11 protein-coding genes and 1 tRNA gene are annotated in these 14177 nt (G+C 43.9%); 5 read left to right on the forward strand and 7 right to left on the reverse strand.

Annotation, left to right across the window (positions count from 1 at the left end; translation table 11 throughout):
* Positions 1-76 precede the first annotated feature (76 nt).
* The 3 genes from ABIE26_RS11820 to ABIE26_RS11830 all read right to left on the reverse strand — a co-directional run bounded on the left by ABIE26_RS11820 (position 77) and on the right by ABIE26_RS11830 (position 3296).
* Positions 77-2041, reverse strand: a complete 1965-nt coding sequence (locus ABIE26_RS11820; RefSeq protein ID WP_310142729.1) for a M1 family metallopeptidase — start codon at positions 2039-2041, stop codon at positions 77-79.
* A gap of 68 nt (positions 2042-2109) precedes the next feature.
* Complete coding sequence (locus ABIE26_RS11825) at positions 2110-2847, reverse strand: hypothetical protein (protein WP_310142728.1); 738 nt, start codon at positions 2845-2847, stop codon at positions 2110-2112.
* 101 nt (positions 2848-2948) lie between these two features.
* On the reverse strand, positions 2949-3296 hold the full coding sequence (locus tag ABIE26_RS11830) for an arsenate reductase (protein ID WP_310142727.1): 348 nt from the start codon (positions 3294-3296) through the stop codon (positions 2949-2951).
* A gap of 132 nt (positions 3297-3428) precedes the next feature.
* Here ABIE26_RS11830 and ABIE26_RS11835 point away from each other — a divergent pair, with 132 nt between their 5' ends.
* The 5 genes from ABIE26_RS11835 (at position 3429) to ABIE26_RS11855 (ending at position 11566) form a co-directional block, all read left to right on the forward strand.
* On the forward strand, positions 3429-4841 hold the full coding sequence (locus ABIE26_RS11835; protein WP_310142726.1) for a sensor histidine kinase: 1413 nt from the start codon (positions 3429-3431) through the stop codon (positions 4839-4841).
* A gap of 8 nt (positions 4842-4849) precedes the next feature.
* The gene (locus ABIE26_RS11840) at positions 4850-5536 is read left to right on the forward strand and encodes a LytR/AlgR family response regulator transcription factor (RefSeq protein WP_310142723.1); all 687 of its coding nucleotides are present in this window, start codon (positions 4850-4852) and stop codon (positions 5534-5536) included.
* A gap of 99 nt (positions 5537-5635) precedes the next feature.
* Positions 5636-9124, forward strand: coding sequence for a response regulator (locus tag ABIE26_RS11845; RefSeq protein ID WP_310142721.1), 3489 nt, complete (start codon positions 5636-5638; stop codon positions 9122-9124).
* Position 9125: 1 nt separating this feature from the next.
* Entirely contained in the window at positions 9126-9950 is an 825-nt protein-coding gene (locus ABIE26_RS11850) for a CheR family methyltransferase (RefSeq protein ID WP_310142717.1), read from the forward strand.
* Positions 9951-9979: 29 nt separating this feature from the next.
* Entirely contained in the window at positions 9980-11566 is a 1587-nt protein-coding gene (locus tag ABIE26_RS11855; protein ID WP_310142714.1) for a response regulator, read from the forward strand.
* On the opposite strand, the gene pth is transcribed toward ABIE26_RS11855, so the two are convergent.
* The 4 genes from pth to ABIE26_RS11875 form a co-directional block, all read right to left on the reverse strand.
* Positions 11556-12116, reverse strand: coding sequence for an aminoacyl-tRNA hydrolase (pth, locus tag ABIE26_RS11860; protein WP_310142712.1), 561 nt, complete (start codon positions 12114-12116; stop codon positions 11556-11558). The two genes, ABIE26_RS11855 and pth, sit on opposite strands and share 11 nt — an antisense overlap.
* Before the next feature lie 137 nt (positions 12117-12253).
* Complete coding sequence (locus ABIE26_RS11865) at positions 12254-12832, reverse strand: 50S ribosomal protein L25/general stress protein Ctc (protein WP_310142710.1); 579 nt, start codon at positions 12830-12832, stop codon at positions 12254-12256.
* Between the two features lie 30 nt (positions 12833-12862).
* Positions 12863-13804 carry a ribose-phosphate pyrophosphokinase gene (locus tag ABIE26_RS11870; RefSeq protein ID WP_310142707.1) on the reverse strand — a complete coding sequence of 314 codons (942 nt, stop codon included), beginning with the start codon at positions 13802-13804 and terminating at the stop codon, positions 12863-12865.
* Between the two features lie 71 nt (positions 13805-13875).
* Positions 13876-13946: transfer RNA gene (locus ABIE26_RS11875), tRNA-Gln, on the reverse strand.
* Positions 13947-14177: the final 231 nt, after the last annotated feature.

The following is a 14177-nucleotide window of genomic DNA, read 5'->3' on the forward strand; positions in this document are numbered from 1 at the left end:
GAAATTATGCAGCCTCAGAAGAGAATGGTAATTTTTGATCTCTATTTTCTTTTTTTTGCCCCCCGTTTTCAAGGACTTAATTTTGACCCCAGCGGTTGTTCCCCTCATTTACATCCGGCAAAACCTTATCTGGGTCCAGCACTACGGCAACCACATCTTCAGTACTCGGATAATAGACGGTCCAGGTTTTATTCCTCATCCATACATCCACACCGAGCTTCACCGTTTCTGTTTTTCCGCTTTTGGTTTTAACCTGCAGTATAACCGGCATCGGCATCTTCTCCAGGTTGGCCACTACAATATTGTATCCGGTTAAGGCACCATCTTTTTTAACCTCCTTCACATCAGCAATGGCCTGGTCCATTTTCCAGTTCTCTAAAAACCAACCCCTCCAAAACCAGGAAAGGTCTTCACCTGCAGCATTTTCCATGGAACGGAAAAAATCAAAGGGACTGGGATGTTTATAGGCCCACTGGGCAATGTAATTCCTGAAAGCATAATCAAAGCGATCGGCACCAAGCACCTGATCACGCAGAATGTCCAGTCCCCAGCCCGGTTTATAATAAAGGTTTAAGCCAATGTTTGCCTCTTTCATGGCATCCGGGCTCAGCATAATCGATTCTACTTCAGGCCTCGAAATGCCTCTGGCAATGTTGTGCATATCGGCGGGTTCCTGTTTATACTCCCCATTGTTAAAGGCTGCCGAAGATATCCCATTGATAAAGGTATTGAAGCCCTCATCCATCCAGCCGAACTTACGTTCATTGCTGCCCACAATCATCGGGAACCAGGTATGCCCGAATTCATGGTCAATTACCCCCCAGGCAGCGCCCTTTTTTGCACGCCAGCCACAGAATACGATTCCCGGGTATTCCATCCCTCCAACATTGCAGGCAACATTCACCGCCATCGGATAAGGATATTCAAACCATTTACTCGAATAGTGTTCTACCGATCCTTTTACATATTCTACACCACGCCCGTAGCTATCCTGACCGTTACTTTCTACAGGATGTGCCGAAACGGCAAGTGCCTTTTTACCACTAGGCAGGTTAATACGGGCAGCATCCAGCACAAAAGCCTTTGAAGAGCCCCAGGCCACGTCACGGGTATTTTTTATCCTGAACTTCCAGGTCAGCTTGTCTTTAGCCGGACGGGATTTTGGATCTGTCACTTCTGTTTCCGATCGAATGGCTATGGTTTTATCGCTCAGCTTTGCCGCATTCCAGCGCCTCAGCTGCTCTGCAGTAAAAACTTCCTGTGGGTTCAGCAATTCACCGGAGCCCATCACAATGTGACTGGCAGGAGCAGTCACCGAAAAGTCCACATCGCCATATTCACAGTAAAACTCTCCCGCTCCCCAATAGGGCAGCGTATTCCAGCCCAATATATCGTCATACACGCTCATTCTCGGAAACCATTGCGCTATGGTAAAGATCTCTCCGTTCTTTGTGGCCAGGTGCCCCATCCTGTCCGATCCGTTGGCGGGGATCACAAAAGAAAAATTCATTTTTATGCTGATCATATCACCATTTGCCTCCATAGGGGCTGCAAGCCTGATCTGCATCCGGGTATCCTCTGTTAAGGTACTGAATTTTACCGGCTTCATTTTTTGGGAAACCTCAATCCCGCTGATCTTATAACCACCTTTTAGTTGTTCCCCCCTTGAACCATAACGGCTACCGGAAGCGATCAGGGAATTGCCACGTGAATCAGGCGAAAACAGGTTCTGGTCCAGCTGCAGCCATAAAAATGGCAGCCGGTCCGGACTATTATTTTTATACGTAATGGTTACTGTACCCGAAACTGTATTTTTTGTTTCATCCAGATTGGCGGTAATTTTATAGTCTGCACGGTTCTGCCAGTATTTTGGCCCAGGGGCGCCATTTGCCGAGCGGTATTCGTTTCCGTTCTGGGTGTAAAACAAAGGGCTGAACGCCGCATGAGGATCGTAATTGCTTACCGCAGTATTCTCCTGCGCCAGCACTCCTAAACTTAAAAAGCACAGCAATGCCCAGGTGAGAGTTGATTTATGAATCATATGAAAGTATTGGTTTTCCACTAAAGATATCAAATGAATTATTATCCGGGTGTATTGTAACGGTTTTATTAGTTAACCTTTAACACCGGCATGGGTGGGTTCCTTCTTTGCTCGGGCGGAAGTTTTAGCCAGGTATGATAGGCCTTAATTGTATACATTGCATAATTAAAAGGCCTTTCGCTCTTTACCAGCTCTTCCGGCGGCCGGTACATGGCCATAAAATCCTTCAGGTCCTGTCCCTTTAACTTAACCAGGTCAGAGACATACTCTTCGGTAAAAATGGTATTGATCTCATTCTGGTAACGGTCGCGTTCTTCCAGTTGCCTTATTTTTTCCTGCTGCCGTTTGTATTTACCATAGCCAAGGTTAAAGAGCAATCCCCCCGCCCGGTCGTTATTGCCTTTTCCCTGCAACCCGTCGGGCGTAAAACGTTTATAGGCCCTTGCCTGCGGGTCGGGTGCTAAAATGGAAGGATTAATTCTTACACCAACCACTTCCACTTCTTTTAAAGCCGTTGAATTACCGGGCAGGTATATGGTTTTTGGCAGCAGATTAATTAAATATAGGGTATCTGTATGGTAACCCATCATAGAAAACTCCAGCAAATCGCCCACGCGGGCAGAAATAGAGAACTGACCGGCAGCTTTGGTCAGTGTAAGCTGGTTATTGCTCAGGTTTTTTACCTTAACATTCTGCAGGGGGAAGGTTTTGTTGTCAAAATCATACACTGTTCCCGAAACCGAATTCTGGGCCAGCAGCACAAAAGGCGTGGCAATGAGCAGGAACAGCAGCAGATGTTTAAGCATAATCAAATGTAAGGGTGTTCATGAGTTAAATATATAATTTAACATAAATTAACAAGAATGGTTTCCCGTTAAAGTTTACAAACACCCTGCCATTCAGCAAACTATTTCAACACCTCAGCGTATTGTGCTTCGTTAAAACTGATCAGTACCGGTTTTCCGTCGACCTCAATAACCGGGCGTTTAATGGCACTGGTATACTGCAGTAAAACCTCTACCGCGCCTTTCTGATCGGTTGCCTTCTGCTGCACATCTGCACTTAAACCTCTCCAGGTGGTTCCTTTTTTGTTCAGCACCTGCTCCCAGCCAAAAATATTGCACCACTCGTTTAGTTTTTCGGCGGTGATGCCTTTCTTTTTGAAATCATGAAACTCCGCATTAAAGCCATTTTCTTCCAGCCAGGTCCTGGCTTTTTTTACTGTATTGCAGTTTGGTATTCCGTATACGATCATGTTTGCAAAACTAAGATTTAATTCATCACTTTTTTTCGGGGTTTCATCACATTTTAAATTTTGAACTCTTCATACTTTGTAGTATTGTGGCATAAATCATCACATCGCTTGCCGACCTAAAATTTAAACCTAATGATCAAATTAAAAGAGACCACAAAAATAGAGCTTTGGATTGTAACCTCACTCATTGCCATCTCCTGCTTATTCTCTCTCCTGCAAAACCTGGCCACACTGGGGGGCCTCGGAACCAATTTCAATATCAGTGCCATCTTTAACGATACCGTGTGGACTTACGTCTTATTCAGCCACCTGATCACCACAGTATTTTATTTGCTGCTGACATTGTATGTACAGAAGGAATTTGAAAAACCTGATGAAAAAATTTCAACCTCAGTCTTCTTTATATACCTGCTTATCCACATTTGTTTCCTTGCCGGTTTTATCAGCAAATATTTCATTGTCCTGCTCTCCATAAAGATGATGGTCATCTATTTTACAAGAAACAAGCAAAACACACTAAACAAAGTATATTACGAAGCTACACTTCTGGTTGCCTGGTCCATGTTCCTTCATGCCTGTGCCTTGATTTTAAATGCCCATCAGTTTATTGTTGCCACCTTTACTTTTGTTGCCCCGCTGGCCATTTTCAGTTATATCTACCTCATATACATCCAACTTCCGCTTATTATCAAAAGAAAACGCCCCAAGCTGACCTATATCGGTGTCATTTTCCTATTGGCACCGCTATCAAACCTGCTCATCGTTCTTACATCCCTGCTTTTCTTTAGCAACAGGGATAATCATGACAACATCCTCGGTTTCTCTACAGCTATAAATTCAATTGCACAGTTTATCGTTGTCCCGCTGTTCGCCTGGAATATTTACAAAGCCAGGAACAGCAAAAAAGACCAGGAAATCTATACCCTGAAAACGGAGCTTGGCAAATCCGACGCCAATCTTAATTTCTTAAAATCGCAGATCAATCCGCACTTTCTTTTCAACGCACTGAATACCCTCTACGGCACTGCACTCCAGGAAAAAGCCGAGCGGACAGGAGAAGGCATCCAGAAACTGGGCGATATGATGCGTTTTATGCTCCAGGAAAATGTAGAAGATAAAATCCTTTTGTCGAAAGATGTAGACTACCTGAACAACTACATCGCCCTGCAAAAACTCAGGACCTCGACCTCGCCCGACATCGTGATACAGACCCAGATCGAAGAGCAGCCTGACGACCTTGCCATTGCCCCCATGCTGCTCATTCCCTTTGTTGAAAATGCATTTAAACACGGCATCAGCTTAAAATATCCTTCACACATCAAAATTACTCTTCAAACAAAAAACAACACGCTGTATTTTGATGTCCACAACAGTATTCACCCGAAAAATGAGAACGACCCCGAAAAACAGCATGGTGGTATTGGCTTACAGAATGTAAAACAACGCCTGGCTTTGTTATATCCCGGCCATCACGAGCTACTCATCCGCGAGAGTGCCAGGGAGTTTTTCATTCACCTGACCTTGCAGTTGAGGGAAAATGACTAATTTTAAAAATGATTGCAATAGCAATAGACGATGAACCCATAGCCCTGGATGTAGTGCAGTCGCATGCATCCAAGGTTCCTTTTATTGAACTCAAGGCTACTTTTACAAATGCATTTGATGCAATTGCGTTTCTGCAGCACAACAAAACAGACCTCATTTTTCTGGACATCAAAATGCCCGACATCAGCGGGATCGACTTTTTAAAAAGCCTTAGCAACCCACCCCTGGTCATATTTACCACAGCTTATTCAGAACATGCAGTAAAAAGTTTTGAGCTCGACGCGATAGATTATTTATTAAAGCCCTTTTCCCTGTCCCGTTTCTTAAAAGCCTGCAATAAGGCCCAGGAACTCTACAAGTTCAGAAACCATACACCTGCCTCGGCAGAACCGGTATCTATTTTTATTAAAGATGGCTATGAACAAATAAAAGTTCAGATCAGTGACATCAGATACATAGAAGCCGCAGGTAATTACACTCAGATCCACCTCGAAAATGATAAACTGCTCAGTACAAGGGTACCTTTAAATGAAATGCTCTTGCTGCTGCCTGCAGAAAAATTCATCCGCACCCACCGGGCCTTTATTGTAGCAAAAGAAAAGATCAGCAAATTCGATCGTTTCCAGGTATGGATTGGCGAACAGCTGATACCTATTGGCGCTACTTATGCTCAATCTTTGAATAATTTATGTTAAATTCTTCTACAATTTATCTGCCCGCAACCCGCTAATTAAATATTATGATTAATATTGTTAGCTATAACAAGATATTGATCTTAATTATTAACTCATAACATGTTTAAGCTAACTTTTAAACAACAGGTACTCACAGGTTTTGCTGTTTCCTTATTGTTTGTCCTGATATCTGCGGTTACTTCGTATCAAAGTATCGATTCCTTTAATGAAGACTCTGATTGGGAAAACCATACCTATGAGATCATCATTCTGACCCAAAAAATTGATCAGCAGATTGTCAATGCCGAAAGCGGGCTTAGGGGCTTTGTCCTTACCCAGAACCAAAAATACCTACCCCTTTATACGGCCAACATAGACCAGGTACAAAACAGTATTCACGACCTCAAATCTCTTGTGAGCGATAATCCCGTACAATTGCGTCATGCCGACAGTCTCGAATCTTATCTCGCAAAACGGGTAAGTTCGCTGAAAGAAATCCTGCATACCAACAATACTTCCGGAAAAGATGCCGCAATTGTGCTGATGCAGACAGATAAGATCAGGGCAGTCCGGGAAAATTTATCCAAATACAGCGAAAAAATGGTCTTTGGAGAAAGAACGCTGCTCAAAAAGCGGATCATGGCCACAGACAAGAGCAAAGACAGGACAGTTGCCATTGTTATCGGAAGCGCATTGGTCATTTTCTGCCTCATCCTCTTTTTATTCACTTACATCAGAAGAACATTCGACCAGCAAAAAGAAACAGAAGCACAGATCAGGAACAACAATGCGCAACTGGCGCAGCTGTCGGAAGACAATAAACAAAAAAACTGGCTCCTTTCCGGCGCAGCCCTGATCAATGAGGCCATGCGTGGCGAACAGGAAATGAAAGAGCTTTCCACAAGAATCATTACCGAAATCTGTAACTACCTGAAAGCCCCGGTAGGCGCCCTTTTCCTGAGCAATGAAAACCAACAAACGCTGCACCTGACAGGAGGTTATGCCTACCGCCCTAAAAAGGGTATAATAGAAAGCTACGCCTTTGGCGAAGGTATGGTGGGTCAAACCGCAGCAGAAAAAAAAGAAAAGATACTGACCGATCTTCCGGCAGATTACATGACCATCAGTTCGGGCCTGGGCCAAACCCCTCCCAAATCTGTTTACCTGTTCCCGGTTTTATTTGAAGATACGACCATTGCCGTCATAGAAATCGGCTTAACAGGGAATCCTGACGACACCACATCCCTGTTCCTTCAAACCGTGTCTGAGAGCATTGGGGTTGCCATCAACAGCACCATAGCCCGGCTCAAGCTCAGGGACCTGTTTGAAGAAACCCAGCAACAGGCAGAAGAACTGGAAAGCCAGCAGGAAGAACTCCGCACTACCAACGAAGAACTGATCTACAAATCAGAACAGCTTCAGGCTTCCGAAGAAGAACTACGGGTACAGCAGGAAGAGCTCCGCCAGACCAATGCAGAGCTGGAAGAGAAAGCACAGCAACTCGAAGAACGCAACATTGCCATCAACCAGGCCAAAGAGGCCATGAGCCTCAAAGCCGAAGAACTGGAGATTTCCAGCAAGTATAAATCTGAATTCCTGGCCAACATGAGCCACGAATTGAGGACCCCGCTGAACAGTATCCTCATCCTGGCCAGAATACTAAAAGAGAACAGGCCCGAGAACCTGAATGAAGATCAGATCAAGTATGCCGGGGTAATCCACAATGCGGGAACAGACCTGCTGACACTGATCAACGACATTCTTGACCTGTCCAAAATTGAATCCGGCAAGCTCGACCTTTCCATACTTCCTCTGAAACCGGCCGCCGTAAAACAGAACATGGAGGCCTTGTTTACCGAACTCGCCAGGAGCAAAAAAATTACTTTCCGCACTGTGCTCGACCAGGAATTGCCAAAGGAACTGTTTACGGATCAGGCGCGCCTGGAGCAGATCGTAAAGAACCTGTTGTCCAATGCCTTTAAGTTTACACCCGAGCATGGTGAAATCACATTGGAGATCGGAATGGCCAAACCACAGACCACATTTTACTCCAGCCAACTGCAAAGCAGTACAGACGAAATCATTGCGATCAGGGTTAAAGACTCTGGAATAGGAATTCCGGAAGACAAACAAAAGCTGATATTTGAAGCCTTTCAACAGGCAGACGGCTCTACCAGCCGCAAATACGGAGGTACAGGACTTGGCCTTTCTATCAGTAAAGAACTGGCACACATTCTGGGCGGGGAAATCCAGGTGAGCAGCAAACAGGGAGAAGGCAGTATCTTTACGCTTTTTGTGCCCAAAAACCATTCAGCTGCATCTGAAAACGAGGAAAACACCTACGAAGCTGAGGAAACTGCAGTAGTCTTCCCGGTGTCTGCGCAGGAACCGCTACCAACACCGCAGGGCCGCACAGAAATCCAGAAATTGCTGATTGTTGAGGACGATCTTGCCTTTGCCGATGTACTGAACGATTATGCTATAGAAAAGGGTTTTAGCCCTATTCTTGCCCACAGTGGCGACGTAGCATTGGAGCTGGCTTTTTCTGAACTTCCTGATGCCATAGTACTCGACATCATGCTGCCTGTGGTTGATGGCTGGACCATCCTCAAAAAATTAAAGGCCGATCCGAGAACCAAAAATATCCCGGTACATATGATGTCTGCGGGAAATGAAAAAGCAGGAAAAGCAAAAAAAGAAGGTGCCATCGGCTTCCTGAAAAAGCCCATTGAAAAGGAACAGCTGGACGAAGCATTTGAACTGTTGAGCGCTGCCCACCTGAAGTACAACCTAAACACAGTTCTTGTTATTGAAGACCAGGAACTCCACAGCAAGGTGCTTACCCAGCAGCTTACAGAAAAGGGTGTTGATGTAAAACAGGCATTCACCGGAAAAGAAGCACTGGAGCTGCTCGAAGAACAGGAGTTTGACTGCATCATCCTCGACCTTAAATTGCCGGATATTTCCGGCTTTGAGTTGCTGGACATGATCAAATCACAGCCACGGATGGCGCATGTACCTGTAATTATCAATACAGCGATGGAGCTTGACCAGGAAAAGATGGCGCACATCATGCAGTATACAGAAGCCATGGTGCTGAAGTCGAACAAATCGAACGACAGGCTAATAGATGAGGTAAGCCTGTTTATGAACAAACTTAAGCAGGAAAGTCCGGCATCTTCGGCAGCCATCAGTAAGTCCGCCAAACCTAAAGGTTCTTCTACCATGGAAAAGGTGCTGAAAGACAAAACCATTCTGATCACCGACGATGACATGCGCAATATATTTGCCTTGTCGAGCGCCCTCCAGGCCTACGATCTGAAAATCGTGATCGCCAACAACGGCAGGGAAGCCATCACGCGACTGGAAGAACAGGAAAACATCGACCTGGTGCTGATGGACATCATGATGCCTGAAATGGACGGGTACGAAGCGATGCGGGCAATCCGGGCTAAAAAAGAATACGCTAAACTGCCCATTATCGCGTTAACAGCAAAGGCCATGAAAAACGACAGGGAAAAATGTATTGAGGCCGGTGCAAACGATTATATTTCCAAACCTGTTGATATGGACAAGCTGCTTTCAATGTTAAGAGTCTGGCTAAGCTGATATGCATAAAGAAACTGACATCATCACCTATGAAGAACTGGGCAATCTCATTGCTCTCATCAGGAATATCCATGGCTTTGATTTTGGAGATTACTCTGCCGCGTCCTTAAAAAGGCGGGTTACGCGGATCATGCACCTGCAGCGGCTAAACCTGTTCGACCTCCGCACATTGCTGACCAACGACCACGACTACTTTGAATCTTTTTTAATTGAGGTTACGGTAAATGTGACTGAAATGTTCCGCGATCCCCTGTTCTACAAATCGGTGAGCGACAACATCATTCCCTACTTAAAATCCTACCAGCGCATTAAAGTATGGAATGCGGGTTGCTCAACAGGCGAAGAACTGTATTCTTTCGCAATCCTGTTTGCACAGGAACAGCTTTACGAGCGTTGTTTCTTTTATGGTACAGACATCAATGCCGATGTACTGGAACATGCAAAAACCGGAATTTATAACCTGCAAAAGATGAAGCAGTATTCAGAAAACTTCCAGAAAACAGGAACAAACCATACGCTGTCCAATTATTACACCGCAAAGTATGATGCGGCATCCATCAATCATTCTTTGAAAAAGAACATCCTTTTTTCAGTTCACAACCTCGCTTCAGATGGTGTATTCAATGAATTCCAGGTCATTTCCTGCAGAAATGTACTGATCTATTTTAATGTGGAATTACAAAAAAGAGTGATCGAGTTGTTTTATAATAGTTTGGCCAATTTTGGCTTTTTATGTTTAGGTTCAAAAGAAACGTTAAGAAGTACAGAATTGGGGCGTTTTAAAATAATAGATAAAAAAAATAACATTTACCAAAAGATAGCATAGGGCGTAAATGCCCCAATAACCCAGCACACATGGAAAAAATTAACATCCTGATTGTTGATGACCGACCTGAAAATATTATTGCCCTCGAAGCACTTTTGCAGAGAAGCGATATCAATATCATCAGTACCACCAATCCCAATGAAGCCCTCAGGTTATCCTGGGAAATGGACATTGCCATTGCCATGATTGATGTTCAGATGCCTGAGATGGACGGCTTCGAACTCGTAGAGATCTTAAAAAGCAACCCAAGGACAAAAGAAATCCTGATCATATTTGTTACTGCCATATCCAAAGAAACCAAGTATGCGGTTAAAGGATTAAATACCGGTGCGGTCGACTACCTTTACAAGCCCCTGGATCCTTTTGTAACCTCTGCCAAAGTGGATTCCTTTATCCAGTTTGTCAGAAACCAGAGAGAAATAAAAAACAAAAACCGCGAGCTTGAGGCTTACCAGAAAGAACTGATCAAGGCCAAAGAACTTGCAGAACAGGGAAAGCGGATAAAAGACAATTTCCTGGCCAATATGAGCCATGAGATCCGCACACCTATCAACGGGATCATAGGCATTGCACAGCTCCTTAAAAAAACAGCGCTGAGTGATGAACAAAGAGAGATGGTAAACCTGCTGGAGATTTCCTCCAACTCTTTACTTGGCGTAATCAACGATGTACTGGATCTTTCCAAAATAGAGTCGGGCAAGTTTAAGATCAACAGGACGGCCACAGATATTGTCAAAATATGCGAAGCTGTGGTAAACCTGCTCCGCATCCCATCTTTAGAGAAAAAGCTGGCGCTGAATTTAGAGCTCGATCCGGAATTGCCAAAAATGATCCTGGCAGATTCACTGCGCTTAAATCAGATCCTGATGAACCTGATCGGAAATGCCATTAAGTTTACCCACGAAGGCAGCGTAACCTTAAGCGTAGAAATACTGAACCATAAAGGAAATAACCTTCAGATCAGGTTCTCAGTAATAGACACCGGCATTGGCATTGCCGAAGAGAATATTGAAAAAATATTTGAAACCTTTGAGCAGGCCGATGAACAGACCACCATCAAATTTGGAGGTACCGGACTTGGCCTTTCCATTGTCAGGAACCTTGCAAAACTTAAAGGGGGTATACTGGAAGTTCAAAGCGAAGAGTTCAAAGGAAGTACTTTCAGCTTTACCAACTGGTACGAAGTATTAAAGGAAAACGATGCCCCTAAAAAGCTAACAGAAGAAAAACTTATGCCATTTAGCAATGTAAAAGTTCTGGTTGCAGAAGACAACCCGATCAATAAATTTCTCATCATCAAAATCCTGCAGGGCTGGCAGGTACAACTGGATGTGGTTGAAAACGGACAGGAAGCACTGGATAAACTGAAGGAAAATGATTACGACCTGGTACTGATGGATACTTTTATGCCGGTAATGAACGGCCTTGAGGCCATTAAACTGATCCGCGAGGGTTATGCTCCGGGAAAAGAAAATATCCCTGTAATTACCTTCTCTGCTGCCGTGCTCGACACGGATAAAGAAACGGCAATTGCTGCCGGGGCCAATGATGTCATCAGCAAGCCATTTGAACCGGCTACACTTTATAAGAAAATCCAGGAATATACTACTGGTTAAAGGCGGTCATGGTTTTTGCAGGGCCTATCGTTACAAAGCTCTTGATCAGCTCTGTGCTCTTATCGATCAGGGCCGGTAGCTCCGGGAGCTCATCGTCATCGAATGGGGCCAGCACATAATCTGCCTGTCTGCCTTTGGGGAAGTTATCACCGATCCCGAAACGCAGACGGGGATAAGCTTGTCCGCCGCAAAGCCCTTCAATGCTTTTTAATCCATTATGCCCTGCGCTGCTGCCCTGCAGCTTCAGCCGGAGTTTCCCTAAAGGCAAGGCCAGGTCATCTACAATGACCAGCACATTTTCCAGCGGGATACGCAACTCCTGCATCCAGTAATTTACGGCTTTGCCACTCAGGTTCATATAAGTGGTAGGCTTAATCACATGCAGTTTCCTTCCTTTAAAACCAAGTTCGGCATGGTAGGCCAGGCGCGTATTCGTGAATATACCTTCCAACTGCTTCGCCAGTTCATCGGCAATCATAAAACCAATGTTGTGACGGGTATCCGCATACTCATGACCAATATTTCCTAAACCAACTATTAAATACTTCATCTTAAAATTATACTGTCATTAGTCCTGTCCATTATCCGCAAAGATAATAGTTTATACCATACAGCTAATGGATCAAAACCCATCCATAAAAAAAGCAGCACTGGTATGGTGCTGCTTTTGCTTTCAAAAGAAATTAATTATTTCTTGTTGGCTTCTTGCTCAGCTTGTTTTAAAGCTCTTGACATACCTACAGAAACGATGGTATCTTCACCTGTATTGGTTACAATGTAGTTACCTTTTTCAAGGTCACGCACACGGAATAAGTTACCAACTTCCATTTTAGCAATGCTCACTTCAACTGTCTGAGGCATATCTTTAGGGAATGCTTTAACACGAAGTTTACGTAATTTCTGAACCAGTTTACCCCCCATTTTAACACCTGGAGAAGTACCGGTTAATTTAACAGGGATTTCCATTAAAATCTGTTTGTCGTCAAACAGTTGCAGAAAATCTACGTGTAACAACACGTCTGTTAATGGATGAAATTGCAGATCTTTAATGATGGCTTTAGTTTTTGTGCCATTGATTTCAATTTCTACAAAGTTCGCTTCAGGAGTGTAAATAGCATCCCTTAGATCGGCGATAACAGCAGCAAAGTGAACTTGTTCTTTACCACCATACAATACTGCAGGAACTTTACCTTCGTAGCGAAGCTCTTTAGCATCGCGTTTCCCTACGTTCTCTCTTGGAGAACCGCTAATTGCGATTGTTTTCATTTTCTATTTATTTAATTTATATAATTATTCTTAAACTCTAAAAAGATCGCTGATAGACCCGTGTTCGTTTACATTGGCAATTGCTTTTGCAAACAATGGGGCTGTACTCAGTACCCTTATTTTTGAACTTTCCTGTTTCAGCGGAATGGTATCCGTTACGATGAGTTCTGTAAGCATTGAATTTTCAATGGTCTCATAGGCCTTTCCAGACAATACCGGATGCGTACAAACAGCCCTTACACTTTTCGCGCCTTTTTCCATAATCAATGCAGCAGCTTTGGCCAGTGTTCCGGCGGTATCGCAAATGTCATCAATCAGCACAATATCCTGCCCGGCTACATCTCCTATGATCGACATAGATTCGATTTCATTGGCACGTTTCCTGCGCTTATCGCAAATTACCACCTCTGCATTAAAGAACTTGGCGAAAGTACGCGCCCTGTAAGAACCGCCCATATCTGGTGAAGCAATCGTAAGATTTTCCAGCCCAAGGCTTTTGATGTAAGGCACAAAAATTACCGAACCATCCAGGTGATCAACAGGGATATCAAAAAAGCCCTGTATCTGTGCGGCGTGAAGATCCATCGTCATGATCCTGTGGATACCGGCCGATTTCAGGAGGTTAGCCACCAGTTTCGCACCTATGGCAACCCTTGGCTTATCCTTTCTGTCCTGCCTTGCCAATCCGTAATAAGGTACAACTGCAGTGATGTAATGCGCAGAAGCCCGTTTTGCTGCATCAACCATCAGGAGCAATTCCATCAGGTTATCAGAAGGCTGATAGGTAGATTGAATCAGGAAAACATCACAACCACGTACAGTTTCATCATAAGAAGGCTGAAACTCACCATCGCTAAACTTGTTTAAAGTTACATCGCCTAGTGGCTTGCCGTATTGCTCGGCAATTCTTTTTGCTAATTCTTTTGTACCTGATCCGGCAAAAAGCTTAACTGGGTTAAATTGCAATGGCATGATTAAGGTATATCAATGCTGGTTAAAAAAAATCGGATTGTGAATAAAACCCACAATCCGAATATTGTTAGTTGCCCGACCAGGATTCGAACCTAGACAAACGGTACCAAAAACCGTCGTACTACCATTATACTATCAGGCAATCTTCCATTTTAAAGGCTTGCTTCGAAATGGAATGCAAATGTACGCAGATTTTTCATTTTTGCAAGAGCAGCATTCAAAAAAAATGAAATTATTTTAAGATTTTTATTCCTCCTAAAAATAAAGCCTTAAAAATGAGAAATTTGATGAGGATGCAAACATTACAAATATCCAGTAAGCTTACTTAACCGGATGACTGGCTCTGCCTTTCTTCGGAGATAACACCGCCTTT

The sequence above is a fragment of the Pedobacter africanus genome, from assembly GCF_040548825.1.
GTDB lineage: Bacteria > Bacteroidota > Bacteroidia > Sphingobacteriales > Sphingobacteriaceae > Pedobacter > Pedobacter africanus_A.

Coding starts and splice junctions, on each gene's coding strand:
- ABIE26_RS11850 (WP_310142717.1), top strand. CDS start 9,126: ATGCATAAAGAAACTGACATCATCACCTATGAAGAACTGGGCAATCTC.
- ABIE26_RS11845 (WP_310142721.1), top strand. CDS start 5,636: ATGTTTAAGCTAACTTTTAAACAACAGGTACTCACAGGTTTTGCTGTT.
- ABIE26_RS11865 (WP_310142710.1), bottom strand. CDS start 12,832: ATGAAAACAATCGCAATTAGCGGTTCTCCAAGAGAGAACGTAGGGAAA.
- ABIE26_RS11820 (WP_310142729.1), bottom strand. CDS start 2,041: ATGATTCATAAATCAACTCTCACCTGGGCATTGCTGTGCTTTTTAAGT.
- ABIE26_RS11855 (WP_310142714.1), top strand. CDS start 9,980: ATGGAAAAAATTAACATCCTGATTGTTGATGACCGACCTGAAAATATT.
- ABIE26_RS11835 (WP_310142726.1), top strand. CDS start 3,429: ATGATCAAATTAAAAGAGACCACAAAAATAGAGCTTTGGATTGTAACC.
- ABIE26_RS11825 (WP_310142728.1), bottom strand. CDS start 2,847: ATGCTTAAACATCTGCTGCTGTTCCTGCTCATTGCCACGCCTTTTGTG.
- pth (WP_310142712.1), bottom strand. CDS start 12,116: ATGAAGTATTTAATAGTTGGTTTAGGAAATATTGGTCATGAGTATGCG.
- ABIE26_RS11870 (WP_310142707.1), bottom strand. CDS start 13,804: ATGCCATTGCAATTTAACCCAGTTAAGCTTTTTGCCGGATCAGGTACA.
- ABIE26_RS11840 (WP_310142723.1), top strand. CDS start 4,850: ATGATTGCAATAGCAATAGACGATGAACCCATAGCCCTGGATGTAGTG.
- ABIE26_RS11830 (WP_310142727.1), bottom strand. CDS start 3,296: ATGATCGTATACGGAATACCAAACTGCAATACAGTAAAAAAAGCCAGG.